The organism is Acinetobacter sp. WCHAc060042, from assembly GCF_003231195.1.
In the GTDB taxonomy this organism is placed as follows: Bacteria; Pseudomonadota; Gammaproteobacteria; order Pseudomonadales; family Moraxellaceae; genus Acinetobacter.
The window spans coordinates 1-18,954 of the sequence record NZ_QKVN01000051.1 but is presented as its reverse complement, the minus strand read 5'-3'; the positions used below and the strand labels follow the sequence as shown (position 1 = coordinate 18,954).

Sequence of the window (18,954 nt, the reverse complement as noted above, 5' to 3'; positions counted from 1 at the left end):
AAGGACCAATTGGTTGTACGGTAGATTTTAGTTGCAGGCTTCTTCATCTGGAAATTATATTCTGAGGAAGCCTTCAAGAATAGCTTTGTGCAACAAAGCCGATGAATCAATCAGGTGAGATTGTGAACTCAGTTTTATCTAATGGACATACAGCAGACATCAAAATGGTTAAACAGTTGGTAGAAGGATTAAAAGCAAAGCTTTATGCTGATCGTGGCTATATTAGTCATGAACTGGAAGCTAGGCTTAAAGAACAAGATATTAATTTAATTACATATCATCGTAAAAACATGCAGGCAGTTCAATTGTCAAAAGAAGATGAATATTACCTAAAGCAGCGCAACAAAATAGAAACGTTATTTAGTTTACTCAAAGGGAAATATAATTTGGTAACAAGTAACGCTAGAAGTGTTGAAAGCTATTTAGCTGGTATTTATGCCTCTTTATGTGCCTATCAATTGACCCATCGAAATAAGCCAACAATTCAATTTATGGAATCATTGGCTTAAACAGAATTCGGGTTATTAATAATCTAACGAATTAAATATTATTTCGATTCAAAGGCAGAAAATGAAATTTTTCAAACTTATCGCTATTACTTTTGGGTTGGTCTTTTCCATAGAAATCTTAGCGAATCCAACGTTCTCAGATGATTTATTAAGAGAAGCTGAAAATGGTGATGTGTTGGCACAATATAACCTTGGATGGATGTATGACAATGGTGAAGGTGTTATACAGAATTATGAAAAAGCATTTGAGTGGTATAGCAGGGCAGCTAATCAAGGGTTTGCAATGGCACAATATAATCTTGGACTGCTGTATCAGAATGGTCAAGGTGTAGAAAAAGATGATCAAAAAGCATTTGGACTATACAGTTTAGTAGCTAATCAAGGATTTGCGATGGCACAAAATACCCTTGGGTTGATGTATTATCGCGGTCAGGGTGTAGCGCAAGATAATAAAAAGGCATTTGAGTGGTATGAAAAATCAGCTATACAGGGAGATGATCTAGCACAGACTAACCTTGCCTTGATGTATGACAATGGCGAAGGTGTTGTACAAAATTATGAAAAAGCATTTGAATGGTATAGCAAGGCGGCTAATCAAGGTAATGCTCAGGCACAGTATAATCTTGGATCACTGTATCAGAATGGTCAAGGTATAGGAAAAGATGATAAAAAGGCACTTGAGTGGTATAGAAAAGCCACTAATAATGGGCACTCACAAGCGAAATTAGTGCTTGCAGAACTTTAAGTTATTCTAAAATTAACATAATGCACGTTATACGAAATAAAAATGTTAGAACCCATTTAAAGTGTCTATATTCTCACCAATAAAAATGTCTAGTTTATGATGGTTTTTATCACCATGGACTGGATATAAATATAGATGCTGATCACTATGTCTGACAAAGAAATTCAACGGCTTGCAGTTCTGCAAGACGTTCGAGATCATCGTATTACCCAGGTCCGTGCTGCTGAAATCCTAAATCTTTCCACCCGTCAAATTACCCGGTTATTGCAGAAGCTCAATCAAGATGGTATCTCAGGTATGGCACATGCCAGTCGTGGTCAACCTGGCCATCGTCGCCATGATGACTTGTTAAAATCAAAGTGCCTTTCCATTATTGCTGAACATTTACTGGGCTTTGGACCCACCTTGGCGCATGAGAAGCTCAACAGCATGTTTGACCTGAATATCCCGGTAGAAACGCTTCGGCGCTGGATGACGGCCAATGACCTGTGGATTCCGCGATCCAAGCGCCTGAAGCGTCCATATCAGCCACGTTATAACCGGGATTGCTTCGGTGAACTGATCCAAATTGATGGCTCATATCATGACTGGTTTGAAGGTCGAGCTGCAAAATGCTGCTTGTTGGTTTATATCGATGATGCCACTGGAAAGCTGTTGCATCTGCGCTTTTGTGAGGCTGAAACGACCTTTGACTACATGCTTTCAACCCGAGCCTACATTGAACAATACGGCAAACCTCTAGCCTTTTATAGTGACAAGCATTCGGTATTCAGAGTTAATCAGAAATCCAGGCAAGACAGCCAGATTACGCAATTTGGGCGGATTCTGAATAATTTGAACATCGATATTATCTTTGCCAACTCACCCCAAGCCAAAGGTCGTGTGGAACGTACCAACAGAACCCTTCAGGACCGTCTGATCAAAGAGATGCGCCTGGAAGGCATCGGTTCGATTGCAGAGGCCAATATATGGTTACCCTGCTTTATTGAGCAGTTCAATCAGAAGTTCGCCAAATGTGCGCGAAACTCAAAGAACCTGCATCGGCCATTAACCGAATCTGATCTTGAACTGGATGATATTTTTACCTGGCAGGAACCGCGTAAGGTCACCAAGAATCTGACCCTGACCTATGACAAGTGTATTTATATGCTTGAACCGACAGAGCTGAATCATAAGCTTGTTGGGCAATACATTTCATTTCTGGAGTACCCGGATGGTACTGTGGCAATCATGCATGAAGGACGGAAGATCAACTATAGCGTCTTCAATAAACTGGCTGGACTACAGCAGAATGAAGTGGTTGAGAATAAAAGATTAGGTTCGGTCCTGGCCCATATCCAGCAGCAACATGAGGAATTGGAGAAACAGAATAAACGTTCCCGCCTCAAGAAAAGTATGCCGAGTCGTAAAGCTCAGAAAGTTGTTATTGAACAAAGAAATTTAAATCCTGTGCTTGACTCTTGTAGTTAAAAACAGGACATTTTAAATGGTTTATCGCATAGACATTTTAATTGGTGAATAACAAAAAAAGGAAGGAAAGGCTGTGGGAGATTTTTTAATATTTATTGGACTAATCATCAGTATTGTAGGGACGTTTATTGGTCCTCATGTATTTCGTGAAAAAGTAAATAATCATATGGATGCAAAGGCAGCAAGCTTCTTAGGAATGTTACCTGGTGTCTTAGTTATGTTTGTTGGTTCTTTCTTTAAATAAAAACCCTATAGCCATCAAGTATATCTTTAGAGTGAATAGCCACCGATTTTGTAGACACCTTTTAGTTAGTGGTTGGACTACCACCACTCTCCTAGACAAACTTCGTCTATTCTTAAGACCTTTTTAGTAGGAAGCTATGTATTCATAGCTAGGTTCATGGACCAAATATTTTATAAATTGTTGTTTTAGCAACCTAAGTATTTAAATTTATTGTTTATTAAAAATAAATTTAATTGTGAACTAGATTCTAGGTGAACATAAGCAGCTGTTAGCTATTGGAAAAGATAAGTTTTACAACATGGTTAATGCAGGAGATATCCAGCAACCAGTTAGACTCTCTAATAAGGATGTGTTCTAGTATTCCTCCTACGTTAAGAATAAAGTTGAGGAGCATAAGCCTAAATCTGATATAGTAGCCCACAATTTAGTGGGCATTTTATTCCTAATTTTCACCCTACCTCATCCAAAACGGGTACTTAAACGGGTAATCAGGAAACCACATCAGAATTAATTGATATATTTTAGTAGGTTATAATGAAAATCGTCATCTTGAATAAACCCTATGACGTCCTCTCCCAGTTCCGTAAAGATGAAGCACATATGACGATGTCTGACTTTGTCAGCGACTCGACTTTGCGCTTGGCTGGCCGTTTGGATATGGACTCTGAAGGCTTAGTATTTTTAACTGACCATGGTGGTTTAAACCAATACATTACCAACCCTGCCAATAAAAAATTTAAAACCTATTTGGTTCAGGTCGATGGTGATGTCACTGAAGAAGCCCTTGAGCAGTTGCGTAAAGGTGTGGAACTTAAAGATGGTATGACTTTACCTGCTGAAGCATCTAAAGTTGAACAACCTGAATGGTTATGGGAACGTGATCCTCCTGTACGTTTTCGTGCATCCGTGCCGACATCTTGGGTTGAAATTTCAATTTGTGAAGGCCGTAACCGCCAAGTACGTCGTATGACTGCTGCTGTAGGTTTTCCTACTTTACGTTTAATCCGTACTAAAATTGGTGCAATTGATTTGGTTCAAATGGGTTTACAACCAGGCGAAACCAAAGAAATCGAGCCACTTCTATACCCTGACTTTCAAAACATTCCTGCTGAAGAACCTTACCGTTCACGCTCTTATGTAAAAAAACCGGGTGGTACAGGCGGTAAGCCTATGGTTCGTAAGAACAAAGATGGTTCTGTGAAAAAGTCAGGTACAAAGCGTATTTGGCAAATGGACGAAAGCGAGAAGCCAAAACGTAAAACCAATGGTACTACTCGCCCCAATACGAAAGCGCCACGTGGTCGTGGACGTAATGGTCGTTAAGATTTGATTGTTTTAAAGCCCACGAAAGTGGGCTTTTATATATCTAGATCTTTATAAATTTTATCTATCTCATCAAGTGAAAAATATCTTTTAATCTGCTCCCAATCATTCTCAGCTTTATAAAATCCAGAAAAGATAATCGGCTCATTTCTTTCAATAGATTTTTCTTTAGAAATATGAATCGAGTTTAGCTTATAGAAATAAGGCTCTCTACACGTAATTTCAGCGACCTTATCAAAATAACCTGGGTCTATATTCCAACCATAACCATTGTAGTCAATACATGACTTGTCTAAAATTTTTATTTCCGCTTTATATTTCTTAGCATCCTTATATAAATCTTCAACTTTAATATAATCAAATTCATAAGAATTTGGTTTTAATATTATTTGATAATATTTAATACCTCTGCCTTTTAAAACCTGCATGACCTGCTCTTGACACACTTGAGATAAATGATCGGGCAATTTTTCATTATCTTCATACAAATCTTGCCATTTTTTCGGCATTCTTAAACCAAAATAAATTGCTTTTACTGCCCTAAAGTCATATTCAACTTTACCAAAATAATCCATGATTACTCTTATTTCATCTTCATGCTGCCATCTTTTTGATTTTGATCCAGATGTAAGCTGTAAAATTTTAATGACATCACTCTGAACACCAATCAAGTCATCGAAGGTAATTTGAGGAATACTACGCTCATATATAACATCAAAAGAGCCAGCAATTTTGGTCAATTCACCTAATTGCTCTAAATCATATTCGATACAGAAACCTGTATGAGAGTTTGCATAATATGCCCAAAGGAGCTCATCTAAAACTGTCTTACTTAGAGAATAAATACCCACATTTTCTTGTATTTGTGTAAATAAAGTAAAAAACTTTCAGAAAGCGTTTTTGTAGAAACAGAACTCATGCTAGCTAGCTGTGCTAAAGTTTGTTCAATACCTACTACATCAAATAAATTTTCACACGGATCATTAAGTTTAGATGGATGCGGAGCATAAAAATAATCTTGTCCTAACGACTCTAAATCACGTTTTGAGCCATATCTATATTTATAAACTTTCATCTACTTTTTCTTCTTTAAATCCATACTCAGTACGTTTTGCATTTATTATATATTTATTAAAAAAAAGCCGATGTTTTCACATCGGCTTTTTTTACTTCATCGGCAAATTTACTAATTTAGTTTTGACTTAGACCGCTTCAAGTACTGCATTCAAAGTCGTGCTTGGACGCATTACAGCATTTACTTTAGCTGTATCTACAGCATAGTAACCACCGATGTCCGCAGCTTGACCCTGAACTTGAGAAAGCTCAGCAACAATCTTATCTTCCTTTTCAGCAAGCGCTTTTGCAAGAGGAGCGAACTTCGCTTTCAAGTCAGCATCTTCGTCTTGGGCTGCTAAAGCTTCAGCCCAGAACTTCGCTAAGTAGAAATGACTGCCACGGTTATCAATCTCACCAGTACGGCGTGATGGAGACTTATCATTATCCAGTAACTGGCCTGTCGCTTGGTCTAAAGTCTTCGCAAGAAGTTTTGCTTTCGCATTATCTTCTTTAATACCCATCTCTTCTAGAGATACAGCAAGTGCCAAGAATTCACCTAAAGAATCCCAACGTAAGTGGTTTTCTTCAACAAGCTGCTGTACGTGTTTAGGCGCTGAACCACCAGCACCAGTTTCGTACATACCACCGCCCGCCATAAGCGGAACGATAGACAACATCTTCGCAGATGTACCAAGCTCCATAATTGGGAACAAATCAGTGAGGTAGTCACGCAGAATGTTACCCGTTACAGAAATCGTATCTAGACCACGTGCAACACGTTCAAGTGTATAACGCATCGCGCGGACTTGAGACATAATTTCAATGTCTAAACCAGTTGTGTCATGATCTTTCAAATACGTTTGTACTTTCTTGATCAGTTCATTTTCGTGTGGACGGTATGGGTCAAGCCAGAAGATCGCAGGCATACCTGAGTTACGCGCACGTGTTACTGCCAGTTTCACCCAGTCACGGATTGGTGCATCTTTCACCTGACACATACGCCAGATGTCACCCTCTTCCACGTTCTGAGACATCAACACTTCGCCAGTTTCTAAGTCAGTGATGTTTGCAACACCTGCCTCAGAGATTTCAAAGGTCTTGTCGTGTGAACCGTATTCTTCCGCTTTTTGCGCCATCAAACCAACGTTCGGCACTGTACCCATAGTACGTGGGTCAAAGTTACCATTCCACTTACAGAAATTGATCATTTCTTGGTAGATACGTGCGAAAGTTGACTCAGGCATGACTGCTTTACAGTCATAAGGTTTGCCGTCAGCGCCCCACATTTTACCGCCACCACGGATCATTGCAGGCATAGAAGCATCTACAATTACGTCGTTTGGTGAATGGAAGTTCGTGATGCCTTTCGCAGAATCAACCATTGCAAGTGCTGGACGGTGTTCTTGGCAAGCATGTAAGTCTTCGATGATTTCTTCACGTAACGATGTCGGTAAAGTTGCGATCTTCTCGTAAAGACCCGCCATACCGTTGTTAACGTTAATACCTAGCTCATCAAACAATTTACCGTGTTTTTCAAAAGCATCTTTGTAGTAAATTTTCACACAGTGACCGAAAACGATCGGGTGTGAAACTTTCATCATGGTTGCTTTCACGTGTAAAGAGAACAAAATGCCTGCTTCTTTACAATCATCAAGTTCTTTTTCATAGAAATCGCAAAGCGCTTTCTTGCTCATAAACATTGAATCAATGATTTCGCCATCTTGAAGCGCAACTTTTGGCTTAAGAACGATGGTTTCACCAGACTTTGTCGCGAGTTCCATTTTCACATTGCGGGCACGGTCTAAAGTCATTGATTTTTCACCATGGTAGAAGTCACCTTCATCCATGTGAGAAACGTGAGTTTGAGACCATTGCTTCCACTCGCTCATGGAGTGCGGGTGTTTTTTCGCATAGTTCTTAACAGCAGCAGGCGCACGACGGTCAGAGTTACCTTCACGTAATACTGGGTTCACTGCTGAACCAAGACATTTACCATAGCGTGCTTTAAGCGCTTTTTCGTCTTCAGTAGTAGGGTTTTCTGGGTAATCAGGAATCGCGTAGCCTTTTGATTGAAGCTCTTTGATACATGCTGTTAGCTGAGCAACAGAGGCACTAATATTTGGCAGTTTGATGATATTAGTATCAGGATCTTGTGTAAGACGACCAAGTTCTGCAAGATTGTCTGGAACTTTTTGTTCTTCTTTTAGGTATTCAGAAAATTCTGCGAGAACACGTGCGGCAACAGAGATATCAGTTTTAACGATCTCTACACCAGCAGGTTTAGTAAAGGTCTCAATGATCGGCAGTAGCGAGTAAGTCGCTAGCAATGGCGCCTCGTCGGTCAGTGTGTAAATGATGGTTGACTTTCCACCAGCCATATATAGCCCCTTGCGTTAGATTGAGTTTTTTAGGGTGATGAGCTTCTGGCTCAGCCCCTGCGAACCGATGTGCTTGAATAAAACCCTGAAAGTATCGGCTTTCATTGCTTTTCAGTCAACGTAATATCCTGTGATAACGACATTTCGAAAAAAAATGATGCTGAATATTTACTCTAATCCTTCCTGTTTTCCGCAAACGCTCTACAATCTTCTGGCAAATTGACAACAAGATCCCTAAAACAGTGCGAATTTAGAGAAAAATAGAATCACTTGCTTCATTATGGAGCGTAGACTCGCAAACTCGATGAAGAAAAAAGCCAAAAATTTATTTCTTATTAAACGAATTTTACATTTTTAAACCTATGATTTTTATGACTTTGGTTAAACTTAATACTTTTATGCAACATTAAGGATCAATTAGATGATGAAAATACTCCTTCCTCTCATTGGACTTGGTTTTTCTTCATTATGTTTTGCACAGAACCCATTAAGTGTACACGTACTGAATTTAGAAAATGGTTTACCATCAGCTAATCTCAAAGTAACGCTTGAAGCACAACAAAATGATAAATGGACTGAAATCAATTCAGCGGCAACGGATGATCAAGGCCGTATCAATGATTTATACCCTAAAGATACCAGTCTACAAAAAGGTGTCTATAAAGTTACTTTTAAAACAGGTGATTGGTTTCGTCAAAAAAATCAGCGCTCTTTTTTTCCAGAAGTGCCTGTTGTCTTTGTGATTGATGGCTCATTGGATCATTATCATATTCCGTTATTGATCAGTCCGTACGGTTATTCAACTTATCGTGGTAGTTAACATTCACAAACGAACAAATATAAAAACCGATGGCTAAACATCGGTTTTTTATCTCAACAGAATGACAAATAAAGTGGGTTAAGCATTAAAGCTTGAGCCACTTCTCTGCTTTCGCTTGATCTTCGACTTTCAATTCAACTTCGGTCAGTGCTGAACCAGCAGCTTTTACATCAAAGCTCAGCAACTCATCACGGCGGAATGCCAGAATGCTATAGGTATCGTCTTGCTTGGCATATTTTTCTACCAATTTCACCGTTGCTTTGAGACCATCAATCGCAATGATCACATCATGGGCAGAAAGACCAGCTTGAGCAGCAGCGCCATCACGACGCGCACTTTGCACCAACACACCCTCTGGCTTATCTACAAGCTTTAAACCCAACGGTAATGACTTGTCATTTTTCAGGCTATAACTTAAACCAAACTCAGGGAAAAGTTGATCCAGTGGCAACTCATCTGTGGTGTTAATTAAGTGATTGATTTGCTCAATCCAGTTATCACCCGTCAGTTCATTACACAACTCAACAATTGTACGCTCATGTACTTGTATGCCCTTTTGCGCGTTTTCATAAAGTTTACGCATAAGCGCATCTAGACTTGAACCACGTAACCGTAAACCCAAGTCTAAGCATAGCGCTACCAAACAACCTTTGTTGTAATAGCTGGTGCCTGCATTGTTCGAGTTTTCATCCTGACGGTAAAATTTCACCCATGTATCAAAACTTGACTCAGACACAGACTGAACAAAACGACCCGGATTTTGTAAATAACGATCAATCTGAGTTTTGAGTAATTTGATATATGAGGCTTGGGAAATCACACCGCTACGCAGCAAAATCAGGTCATCATAATAAGACGTGAAACCTTCAAAAATCCAAAGCAAAGAGGTATAGCCTTCTTTGTTTAAATCATAATTGACAAAGTTTTCAGGACGAATGAATTTGACCAACCATGAGTGGAAGTATTCATGACTACATAAACCTAAGAAACGTTGATAGTCTTCAGATGGCTCTTCAGGCTCATTAACTTTGGGCAAGTCTTCACGTGGACTAATCAAACTGGTTGAATTTGGATGCTCCAAACCACCATAACTATTTGCTGTAGCCATCGTCATAAAGGTGTAGTTTGCAAATGGCGCTGAACCAAACATTGAGATTTCTGTTGCGCAGATTTTTTCAATGTCTTGCTGCATACGTGCAGCATTCATGGCATGTTTGCCTGACACTACAAACTCGTGTGGAATGCCATTGGCTTCAAAAGCAAAACGAGTCTGCTCTGCCAACTCAAATGGTGCATCAATTAGCTCAGCATAGTTTTTGGCTTTTAAGGTAAAACGACCTTTAACAAGGCTTTTTGAAGCCATACCTGTCGCTAATTGGAAGTGTTTCAGCTCATCAGGAAGGAACAGTTCAACTTCAACAGCTTTATCCTCTTGACCCTCCAGACCTAAACATGCACATGCAGGATTGACATATAAACGGGTTTGATCTACATACGCACCGCGCACCGACAGATCATAAGCATATACATCATATTCAACCGTAATCAATTCATGATCGGTATTAAAAAGACGCCATTTATTCTTTTCAAATTTTTGGATTTGTAATAACCGCCCTTCTTCATCATAAGCACGAACCGATTCAATATGCTTTGAAAACTCACGAATGAGGTAACTACCCGGAATCCAAGTCGGTAATGAAAGTACCTGTGTTGGGTCTGCTACAAAACGTAAAGTCACGTGTATAAGGTGCTGACGATAATCGTCAAATTCGATCTGATAATGCAACATAATGGGCAATACAAAATAAAATGAAATGAGTTATAACTTAGCTTAGCATTATTTAAGCCAGTTTTGCGTCACAGTCACATTTGTCTGCATTTTTGACTGGTCATTGGCGAAAAAAAGGCATAGCATTTGCAGCTGTTTTCGGTTTAAAAGTCACGGAATGGCTTAGTTAGGGAATTTCATTGAAAGCTGTCATCTACTTTATCGCTACACTCTTCGCCTTGTGTTCAAGTTTCACTCAAGCCGCATTACTCAACATTGTTCCTGAAACAGTTGAAGCTCAAGCTTGGACCGTTTTTGACAGCCAATCAGGGCAAGTCATTGCAGAACACAATAGTCATGTGCAGCGTGCTCCTGCTTCACTTACCAAAATGATGGTTGCCTACATTGCACTGAAAGAAATTAATGCAGGAAAACTAAACAAAAGCGAAATTCTTACCGCGACACCTGTGGTTAGTACGGTGATGTGGGATGAGTCGCAAATGTATTTAAAACAAGGTGAACAGATTTCAGTTGATCAGCTTTTAGCGGGTTTAGTGGTGATGTCGGCCAATGATGCAGCGGTGACTTTGGCAGAACGTATTTCTGGTGATATTCCTCACTTTGTGGCACGAATGAACCAAGAAGCCAAAGCACTGGGAATGACTGAAACACATTTTCAGAACCCAGCAGGTATTACCATGCCCGAACACTATTCGACTGCACATGACTTAGCGCTGTTAGGTCAAGCCTTAGTGAATGAAACACCCGACTATTTGTACTATTCAAAACAGCAAAGTTTTAGTTATAACCAACGCTTTCACCGTGCGACCAATCTTCTGTTAAAACAAGACCCAACAGTCGATGGCTTAAAAACGGGTTATACCAAAGCAGCGGGATATAACCTAGCCCTAACAGCGAACCGCCCAACAATGAACCCTGAAAACCCAAACCGTCGTTTGGTGGTGATTGTATTAGGAACGCAAAGTGCAGCAAAACGTGCAGAGGTTGCGCACAATCTCATGAATTTGTCTTATACCTACACACGCAACGAAGTTGCGCTGAAGGATAAACAAATCATTGCGGAACTTCCCGTTGTCAAATCAACTTTGAAAATTTTCAAAGTCGAAAGCAAACAACCGAAAATTGTGACCACATCATTGTACGATCAACCTTATGCAATTGATTTACATGCCTTTGATCAAACCAATCAACGTATTATGCTCAATACAGGCAATGGTACAATCCAACCGATCGCACCTTTAGAATCGACTAAAACACATTTTAATATAGAAGTTTTACAGAACAAACTAACTGCACCACTTGCAGAAGTAATGCAACTGGCTAAAGTTCAGGTTTATCAAAATAACCAGCTTATTCAAACTTTTACTATAGAAGATGACGTACATATTGAAGAAGCCAATATTTTCCAGAGACTCATGATCTGGTTCAAAAACCTGTTTCCATTTTTATCGAGCGATGAACCTCAGGCCAAAACCTATACTCTAGGCTAGGTTTAAGACATATCTTGAGTTTTATACTTTATGTAACTTGTAAGACAATCTAATTATCATTAAATCAAGAAGATGGCATATTCAATGTCATCTTCTTTTTTTTAATAATAAAATAGGTTGTTTCATATGGCTGTACAAACAGAACAAGTGCCACACCATATTGTCATTATTGGTGGCGGTGCAGGTGGTCTAGAGTTAGCAACACAACTCGGAGACAGCTTAGGAAAATCCAAACAAGCAAAAATCACCCTTGTCGATCAAAACCTGACGCATATCTGGAAACCCTTACTCCACGAAATTGCGGCTGGTACACTCAACCCTAGTGTTGAAGAAATCAATTACTTTGCCCATGCCTCTAAACATCATTATGAGTTTGTTTTGGGTCGTTTTGTCGGCTTAGATCAAGAACATAAACAAGTAAAACTTGAAGCACGCCAATATGCCAAACAAAGCAGTGAAACCACGCAGTTTGCACTCAACTACGACAGCTTAGTCCTTGCAGTCGGTTCAACCTCTAACGACTTTGCGACCCAAGGCGCTAAACATTACTGCCATTTCCTCGACAGTCGCCAACAAGCTGAAATTTTCCAGCAAGACCTTCTACATTTGTATTTAGATGCACAAAACCGTCCCGAAACACGCGCACTCAATATTGCTATTATTGGTGCAGGTGCCACAGGAGTTGAGCTTGCTGCCGAATTGGTCCATGCGAAAAGCACCTTTTTTAAATACGGTCTCAATAAAATTGACCCAAACAAAGTGAAAGTCACCTTGATTGAGGCAGCGGATCGTCTTCTTCCCGCCCTATCCACCAAAATGGCAAATCACACCCATGCGCAATTGGAAAAGCTTGGTGTTGAAGTCCTCACCCATCACCGTGTTGCAAAATTAGACAAAGACCATATTTATTTTGCCGATGGTCAACAAATTGATGCTGATTTAAAAGTTTGGGCGGCAGGTATTAAAGCACCTCAAGTTTTAAATAGCCTTGAAAGTTTCCAAAAAGATAAGATTGGTCGCTTAATCGTCTACGCGACATTGCAAACTCGTACTGATCCCAATATTTTTGCCTTTGGAGACTGTGCGCACTGCCAACCTGCTGCCGATGAACCAGTTCTTGGCCCACGCGCCCAAGTGGCTAGTCAACAAGCGGCCTTTTTGGTTCGAGCGCTCAAAGCGCGCATTCACGGTCAGTCTTTGCCGATGTTTAAATTTTCTGACAAAGGTTCTTTGGTTTCCCTCAGCCAATATAAAGCAGTCGGCGAACTCCTTGGACAAGTCAATGTGCAAGGCGTGCTGGCAAAATCCATGTATGTTTCTTTATATCGACTCCATCAAGCGACCCTACATGGTTATACTCAAGCTGGATTAATGACCGCAAAGGATCTGATGAATAAAAAAGTCGGTCCAAAAATAAAATTGCATTGAAATCTAAAAATGTGTCCCCACTAATAAAAAAACGCCATAAGAACGTGGAAAATGCAGTTTTTTACTAAATTTAGTCTACAAAAGCTGCTTTTCACTTTATGATATACCCCTTAAATTCTAAATGAATGGACGAAAAACATGACTGCTATCGCAAATGATCACGTGGTTTCTTTCAACTACAAATTGACTAACGCAGAAGGCGAAACGCTAGACCAATCACAAGGTGAACCACTTGCATATTTGCACGGCGCAGGTAACATCATCCCAGGTTTAGAAAATGCATTGCTAGGCAAAACTGTAGGTGAAAAATTCACTGTTACTGTTCCTGCTGCTGAAGGTTATGGCGAATACAACCCTGAACTTGTTCAAGAAGTTCCAGCGCAAATGTTCCAAGGCGTTGACAACATCCAAGCGGGTATGCAGTTCCAAGCTCAAACTGATGATGGCGTTCAAATCGTCACTGTAAAAGCAGTTGAAGGCGAAAACGTAATTGTTGATGCGAACTTCCCACTTGCTGGTCAAGACTTAACTTTCGAAGTTGAAATCGTAGAAATCCGCGATGCAACTGAAGACGAATTACAGCACGGCCATGCGCACGGTGCTGGTGGTCACCATCACTAAGATTTAACACGCTTAGAAAAAAGGCGGAAGTTTAACTTCCGCCTTTTTTATTTTGAATACTTAGTCATTCGCGACGTATTTCAAAAGCGGTAAATGATTGCTGTTCTGAAGCCAGTTCTACGATGACTACATCCTTGACTAACGCATGAGTTGGCCCGACTTTAGCAAAATTCACCAGTTCGGCAACCGTACCATCATCACCCAAAAGCAATGCTTCAACTGCACCTGAATCCAGATTCAGTACATAACCCTTTAAACCTAAAGCAACAGCATGTTGTGCAAACCAACGTCGATATCCGACACCCTGAACTTTGCCCAATATAGTCAGTTTTACTGCTTTCATACCGTATGCTCTCGGTTCACAACCGTATAAATAGCCTGACTCATATGCTGTGCTTGTAAACCACGCTCACCTTGCTGAGCCAAAAGGTCGCCTGCTTGGGCATGTAAAGTCACAATTTGATGTAACGCAATGTCATCTTGCAACTGTGCTTTTAAACTGGCAATCATGCCTGCCAATACATCCCCCATTCCACCTGTCCCCATCCCCGGATTACCTGCGGTACAAATCCAAAGTTGCGTATCTAAAATCAAGCTTCCTGAACCTTTCAGCACCCATTGCCCTGCATATTTTTCTTGTAGAGCATAAACAGCTGCAATGCGGTCAGATTCTACCGCCAAAGTAGTTATACCCAGTAAAGTCGCTGCTTCTCCCGGATGCGGTGTTGCGTAGACCTGTTTACCAAGCTTTACTGGCTTTGAGGCCAAAAACCATAAGGCATCTGCATCTAGCACCACCTGTAAAGCACTGATCTGAATGAGTGGAAACCATGCCTCAAACTGCTGTTGAGCCCACGAGTCTCGTCCCAACCCCATACCCAAACTGACTGCATCCACATGTGCCAGCAATGCTTCACGTTCTTGGAGCGACATTTGGTTAATATCGCGCAGCATAATATTCGGTGCACGGGCTAAAATTGCAGTATGGTGTTTTGCATCACACACCACCGTCACCTTACCTGCACCCGCATGAAAGGCAGCTTCTGCAGCCAGCATCACTGCACCGCCCATCTGTGCATGCCCTCCAATCACGAGTACATGCCCATAACTTCCTTTATGCCCAAAGGCTTGACGCCGTTCAAGCTGCACATGCTGTGGAGCAAGTGACGCTAAAGGCTTTAATTCGCTGTCTACTGGAAGCAGTGAAATAAGCGTGACTTCCCCCGCAAAAGCCTGCCCCTGTCCAGTAAATAAACCTGCCTTTAAACCTAGAGCCGTAAAGGTATAATCAGCGACAATAGCACAAGGTAAAGCCTGCCCCGTGTTGGCCTGTAAACCACTCGGAAGATCTATGGCAATTTTTAAACCTGCTTGTCTATTGATTTTCTGAATCACTGCTTGCCAGTCTGAACTGAGTTCACGGTTTAAACCAATCCCAAACAGAGCATCAATATACGCATCATAAGCACGTTGAAAAGCAAAGCCTGTATGAATCACTATCCCCTGTTGCACAGCCGCTGCATGTGCTTGTTGCAGTGATGTAGATGCACCCAAAGCCGCTGCATAAATTTCAACATCATAACCTTGCGCCGCCAAATACGATGCAATCAAGTAACCGTCACCAGCATTGTTACCTTGACCACAACATACTGCGATGCTTTTGACATGCTGCTGTTTAAGCCTAGGCAGCATATGTTCAGTTGTTGACCATGCGACTTGTTGCATCAACCCATAGGCACTATTTTGCTGTGCGAACCAACGCCCTTCCCATGCTTGAATCTCGCTGCTGTGGTACACTTGCTGATGCATGATTTTTCCTTTGTTCTTGGTTATGACAACATCCACATCTTCCCAAAAAATCCCTGTAGATCAATATGATCCAGAGCAGCTTAAGGCTTGGATTAAAGCTGAAGCACTGGCTTTAGGATTTTCTGATTGTGTCATCGCCAAACCAGATGCTCAAGTTGAATTGCCGCGTTTTAAAAAATATTTAGAACTTGGTTATCATGGTGACATGCATTTTCTTGCTGAAAACTTAGAAAAACGTGCAGATCCAACTCTGCTTGTTCCAGGCACCAAAAGCATTATTTGCGTGCGTATGGATTATTTGGTTGCCGTTCCTGAACCCCGTCTTGTACCTTTTGCACCAAATAGTGCCATCATTGCGCGTTATGCACGCGGACGTGACTATCACAAAGTCATGCGTGGACGTTTAAAGACCCTTTCGCAGAAAATCAAAGCCAAAGTGGGTGATTTTGAATCTCGCCCCTTTGCAGACTCGGCACCCATTTTTGAAAAATCATTGGCTGAAAATGCAGGTATGGGCTGGGTGGGTAAACACACCTTACTCATCCATAAAACATCAGGCTCATTTTTTGTCTTAGGCGAACTCTTTACCTCTTTAGAGTTACCTTTTGACCAAGCAACGACCAAACACTGTGGCTCATGTAGCGCGTGTATTGATATTTGCCCGACTCAAGCGATTGTTGAACCTTATTTGCTAGATGCACGTAAATGCATTGCCTATTTAACCATTGAGTTCCAAGGCATTATCCCTGTAGAACTACGCCGTGGTATCGGCAACCGTGTGTTTGGTTGCGATGACTGCCAGCTCATTTGCCCGTGGAATAGCTTTGCCAAAACCACGCCGATTGATGATTTTAACCCGCGTCATGGCTTGGATGACATCCAACTGCTTGACCTTTGGCAATGGGATGAAAGTACCTTTATGGCAAATACCGAAGGGAGTCCTCTGCGGCGAACAGGCTATCAAAGCTTTATGCGTAATGTTGCGATTGGTTTGGGTAACGCGCCATTTTCAGATGAAATTTTGCAACAATTACACACTTCTCGCTCAGAGCTTAACGATATTGTGCAAGTCCATATTGACTGGGCCATCCAAGAGCAACTGATAAAAAAGTCGTAAAACTTCATTCTAACACCCTCCATCCAAAAGGGTTTAATCAAACAACCAGTTGCTTGCATAATTTTATCTATTTTATCTATTTAGCTGCATTTTCAACACATCCACAGATCCATAAAAATAGAATTTTGCAGCCAAATTTCGAGAAAAGTGTTCAACTTTGCAACTATTTCTATAATCTCATAAAAAGATAAAATTAGAAAAACAATCGGGAGATACTATTAAAACTGAGCAATAATGCCTTTTAAGTTGGCACGTTAAATGTATGATGTATACAAGTTAGAATTAAAAATGGATCGCCATTATGAACCTACGCAATGATTGGACGCGTGAAGAAATCGAAGCTTTGTATGATCAGCCTTTTCTTGATCTCGTCTTTCAAGCGCAGACCGTACATCGCCAACATTTCCAAGCCAATACCATTCAAGTAAGTACTTTATTGTCGATTAAAACAGGCAAATGCCCTGAAGATTGTAAATACTGCTCTCAGTCAGCACGTTATGACTCAAAACTTGAAGCAGAAAAACGCATTGCTGTAGACAAAGTCATCTCTGAGGCAAAAGAAGCGTTAGCATCAGGCTCATCTCGTTTTTGTATGGGCGCAGCTTGGCGTAATCCACATGAGCGCGACATGCCTTATGTACTAGAAATGGTTAAAGAAGTAAAAGCACTCGGTTTAGAGACTTGTATGACTTTAGGGATGCTGAATGAGTCTCAAGCTGGACGTTTAAAAGATGCAGGTTTAGATTATTACAACCATAACCTCGACACTTCACGCGAGTATTATTCACATATTATTAGTACACGTACCTTTGACGACCGTTTAAATACCTTAGAATATGTCCGCCAAGCAGGCATGAAGGTGTGTAGCGGTGGTATTGTTGGTCTAGGTGAAAAGAAAGAAGACCGTATTGGTTTATTGCAAGAACTTGCAACAATGCCAATTCACCCAGAATCTGTACCTATCAACATGTTGGTTCCAATTGAAGGCACGCCATTGGCAGATGTCGAAAAACTCGATGTGACAGAATGGATTCGTACTATTGCTGCTGCACGTATTATCATGCCGCACAGCTATATCCGCTTGTCTGCAGGTCGTGAAGCACTTTCTGACTCAGACCAAGCGCTTGCGTTTATGGCGGGTGCAAACTCATTGTTCTCGGGTGAGAAACTACTAACAACACCAAATGCAGGCGAAGGTAAAGACCGTCAACTGTTCAGCAAACTAGGTTTAGTGGCTGAAAAGCCAAAACCGACAGTGGCGGACCTGAGCCTAGATGCCATGGCAAGCTAATTCCCAAGATTTGCTAAGCACAAAAAAGCCCCTTATTTCAATAAGGGGCTTTTTTAATCTCTATCTGTTTAACGTTCAGATGACTGAGCAAAATTATGTGCAGTAATTAAAATACCATAACTGGCATTCAGATAATCGCCTTGGAAGATCTCATCTTCACCATTGGCATGGCGTACAATTAATGTTTGGCGAATCGCATCATAGTGAAAAGAATCAAAACACTCTTGATGCTGACACAGCCAGCTTAAGGTATCACTCAAATTATCATCAACAATATAAGTCTGTGCTTGAAAATTTTTAGTCATCATCTAGGTACGCTAAACACTGTGATCAGGCTATTGTAAGCAATTTTGACTGCATTCAGTCAAACTAAGCCATGAAATATAGACATTAAAAAAGTGAGCCTGCGCCACTGCTGTCCCACAAATATCACAAGAAGAACCTCAACAGAGGTTCTTCTTGCTTATTCCACTTTTTGTCAGGTAAAAACAGAGCCTTCAATGGTTTCCTTTCAAATAAATTCACCTGAATAATTCTTAATAATCTTTGAACACTCCATCCCTCTTGAGCCATATGTTTCGCAAAACTCACCAGTAAATAGGCAATTAAGGCAATCCATATTTGTGTTTGGATCGCATTGCGGCTACGGCCTAGAAACGATTTCAATTTTAGGTTTTGCTTGATCGCTTTAAAAAATAGTTCTACCTTCCATCGATCTTTATAAATTGCAGCAATGGTAGATGCAGCTAAATGAAAGTTATTACTTAAAAACTCAAACGTTCTTTTCTTTTTCTCATCATAAAACTCTATACGTCTTAATCGCTTCGGTGCACCACGCTTTTTAGCATAATCGCTACTCAACTC

General features: G+C 40.7%; 18 protein-coding genes and 1 pseudogene. 11 read left to right on the top strand and 8 right to left on the bottom strand.

Features of this window, described 5'->3' with window-relative positions; all coding sequences use genetic code 11:
* Nucleotides 1-101 precede the first annotated feature (101 nt).
* The 5 genes and pseudogenes from DPG01_RS16495 to DPG01_RS16480 all read left to right on the top strand — a co-directional run.
* Nucleotides 102-509 (top strand): annotated as a pseudogene (locus tag DPG01_RS16495) (transposase); the annotation flags it as partial.
* 61 nt (nucleotides 510-570) lie between these two features.
* Nucleotides 571-1,254, top strand: coding sequence for a tetratricopeptide repeat protein (locus DPG01_RS16490; protein WP_086210208.1), 684 nt, complete (start codon nucleotides 571-573; stop codon nucleotides 1,252-1,254).
* Between the two features lie 135 nt (nucleotides 1,255-1,389).
* Nucleotides 1,390-2,724: an ISNCY family transposase gene (locus tag DPG01_RS16485; protein WP_110975808.1), complete on the top strand. Its 1,335-nt coding sequence runs from the start codon at nucleotides 1,390-1,392 to the stop codon at nucleotides 2,722-2,724.
* Between the two features lie 73 nt (nucleotides 2,725-2,797).
* The gene (locus DPG01_RS18740; RefSeq protein ID WP_162622360.1) at nucleotides 2,798-2,968 is read left to right on the top strand and encodes a hypothetical protein; all 171 of its coding nucleotides are present in this window, start codon (nucleotides 2,798-2,800) and stop codon (nucleotides 2,966-2,968) included.
* A 534-nt stretch (nucleotides 2,969-3,502) separates the two neighbouring features.
* Nucleotides 3,503-4,291 (top strand): pseudouridine synthase, encoded by a 789-nt coding sequence (locus DPG01_RS16480; protein WP_086210209.1) that lies wholly within the window; start codon nucleotides 3,503-3,505, stop codon nucleotides 4,289-4,291.
* A 35-nt stretch (nucleotides 4,292-4,326) separates the two neighbouring features.
* On the opposite strand, the gene DPG01_RS16475 is transcribed toward DPG01_RS16480, so the two are convergent.
* From DPG01_RS16475 to DPG01_RS16465, 3 genes are all read right to left on the bottom strand, one after another.
* The gene (locus DPG01_RS16475; protein WP_162622359.1) at nucleotides 4,327-5,142 is read right to left on the bottom strand and encodes a DUF2971 domain-containing protein; all 816 of its coding nucleotides are present in this window, start codon (nucleotides 5,140-5,142) and stop codon (nucleotides 4,327-4,329) included.
* The gene (locus DPG01_RS18960; RefSeq protein ID WP_228157019.1) at nucleotides 5,124-5,366 is read right to left on the bottom strand and encodes a hypothetical protein; all 243 of its coding nucleotides are present in this window, start codon (nucleotides 5,364-5,366) and stop codon (nucleotides 5,124-5,126) included. The genes DPG01_RS16475 and DPG01_RS18960 overlap by 19 nt, the downstream gene beginning before the upstream one ends.
* A gap of 127 nt (nucleotides 5,367-5,493) precedes the next feature.
* Nucleotides 5,494-7,725: an NADP-dependent isocitrate dehydrogenase gene (locus DPG01_RS16465; RefSeq protein ID WP_110975806.1), complete on the bottom strand. Its 2,232-nt coding sequence runs from the start codon at nucleotides 7,723-7,725 to the stop codon at nucleotides 5,494-5,496.
* A gap of 421 nt (nucleotides 7,726-8,146) precedes the next feature.
* Between DPG01_RS16465 and uraH the strand changes: the two genes are divergently transcribed.
* Nucleotides 8,147-8,545: a hydroxyisourate hydrolase gene (gene uraH / locus DPG01_RS16460; protein WP_110975805.1), complete on the top strand. Its 399-nt coding sequence runs from the start codon at nucleotides 8,147-8,149 to the stop codon at nucleotides 8,543-8,545.
* A gap of 85 nt (nucleotides 8,546-8,630) precedes the next feature.
* Here uraH and DPG01_RS16455 read toward each other — a convergent pair whose 3' ends face one another.
* Nucleotides 8,631-10,334, bottom strand: coding sequence for a M61 family metallopeptidase (locus DPG01_RS16455; protein WP_110975804.1), 1,704 nt, complete (start codon nucleotides 10,332-10,334; stop codon nucleotides 8,631-8,633).
* Between the two features lie 179 nt (nucleotides 10,335-10,513).
* Here DPG01_RS16455 and DPG01_RS16450 point away from each other — a divergent pair, with 179 nt between their 5' ends.
* The 3 genes from DPG01_RS16450 (at nucleotide 10,514) to DPG01_RS16440 (ending at nucleotide 13,873) form a co-directional block, all read left to right on the top strand.
* Nucleotides 10,514-11,824 carry a D-alanyl-D-alanine carboxypeptidase PBP6B gene (locus DPG01_RS16450; protein WP_086210215.1) on the top strand — a complete coding sequence of 437 codons (1,311 nt, stop codon included), beginning with the start codon at nucleotides 10,514-10,516 and terminating at the stop codon, nucleotides 11,822-11,824.
* A 126-nt stretch (nucleotides 11,825-11,950) separates the two neighbouring features.
* On the top strand, nucleotides 11,951-13,252 hold the full coding sequence (locus DPG01_RS16445; protein ID WP_110975803.1) for an NAD(P)/FAD-dependent oxidoreductase: 1,302 nt from the start codon (nucleotides 11,951-11,953) through the stop codon (nucleotides 13,250-13,252).
* A 138-nt stretch (nucleotides 13,253-13,390) separates the two neighbouring features.
* The gene (locus DPG01_RS16440) at nucleotides 13,391-13,873 is read left to right on the top strand and encodes an FKBP-type peptidyl-prolyl cis-trans isomerase (RefSeq protein ID WP_058951812.1); all 483 of its coding nucleotides are present in this window, start codon (nucleotides 13,391-13,393) and stop codon (nucleotides 13,871-13,873) included.
* Nucleotides 13,874-13,937: 64 nt separating this feature from the next.
* Here DPG01_RS16440 and DPG01_RS16435 read toward each other — a convergent pair whose 3' ends face one another.
* Nucleotides 13,938-14,216 carry an acylphosphatase gene (locus DPG01_RS16435; protein ID WP_110975802.1) on the bottom strand — a complete coding sequence of 93 codons (279 nt, stop codon included), beginning with the start codon at nucleotides 14,214-14,216 and terminating at the stop codon, nucleotides 13,938-13,940.
* Entirely contained in the window at nucleotides 14,213-15,682 is a 1,470-nt protein-coding gene (locus DPG01_RS16430; RefSeq protein ID WP_110975801.1) for an NAD(P)H-hydrate dehydratase, read from the bottom strand. The genes DPG01_RS16435 and DPG01_RS16430 overlap by 4 nt, the downstream gene beginning before the upstream one ends.
* A 22-nt stretch (nucleotides 15,683-15,704) precedes the next feature.
* Between DPG01_RS16430 and queG the strand changes: the two genes are divergently transcribed.
* Together queG and bioB are read left to right on the top strand one after the other, a co-directional pair.
* On the top strand, nucleotides 15,705-16,799 hold the full coding sequence (gene queG, locus DPG01_RS16425; protein ID WP_110975809.1) for a tRNA epoxyqueuosine(34) reductase QueG: 1,095 nt from the start codon (nucleotides 15,705-15,707) through the stop codon (nucleotides 16,797-16,799).
* A 301-nt stretch (nucleotides 16,800-17,100) separates the two neighbouring features.
* Nucleotides 17,101-18,090 carry a biotin synthase BioB gene (gene bioB, locus DPG01_RS16420; protein ID WP_110975800.1) on the top strand — a complete coding sequence of 330 codons (990 nt, stop codon included), beginning with the start codon at nucleotides 17,101-17,103 and terminating at the stop codon, nucleotides 18,088-18,090.
* Nucleotides 18,091-18,158: 68 nt separating this feature from the next.
* Here bioB and DPG01_RS16415 read toward each other — a convergent pair whose 3' ends face one another.
* Together DPG01_RS16415 and DPG01_RS16410 are read right to left on the bottom strand one after the other, a co-directional pair.
* Nucleotides 18,159-18,395 (bottom strand): hypothetical protein, encoded by a 237-nt coding sequence (locus tag DPG01_RS16415; protein WP_086210247.1) that lies wholly within the window; start codon nucleotides 18,393-18,395, stop codon nucleotides 18,159-18,161.
* Nucleotides 18,396-18,519: 124 nt separating this feature from the next.
* Nucleotides 18,520-18,954 (bottom strand): transposase (locus tag DPG01_RS16410; protein WP_162622358.1); only part of this gene is annotated, 435 nt, incomplete at its 5' end.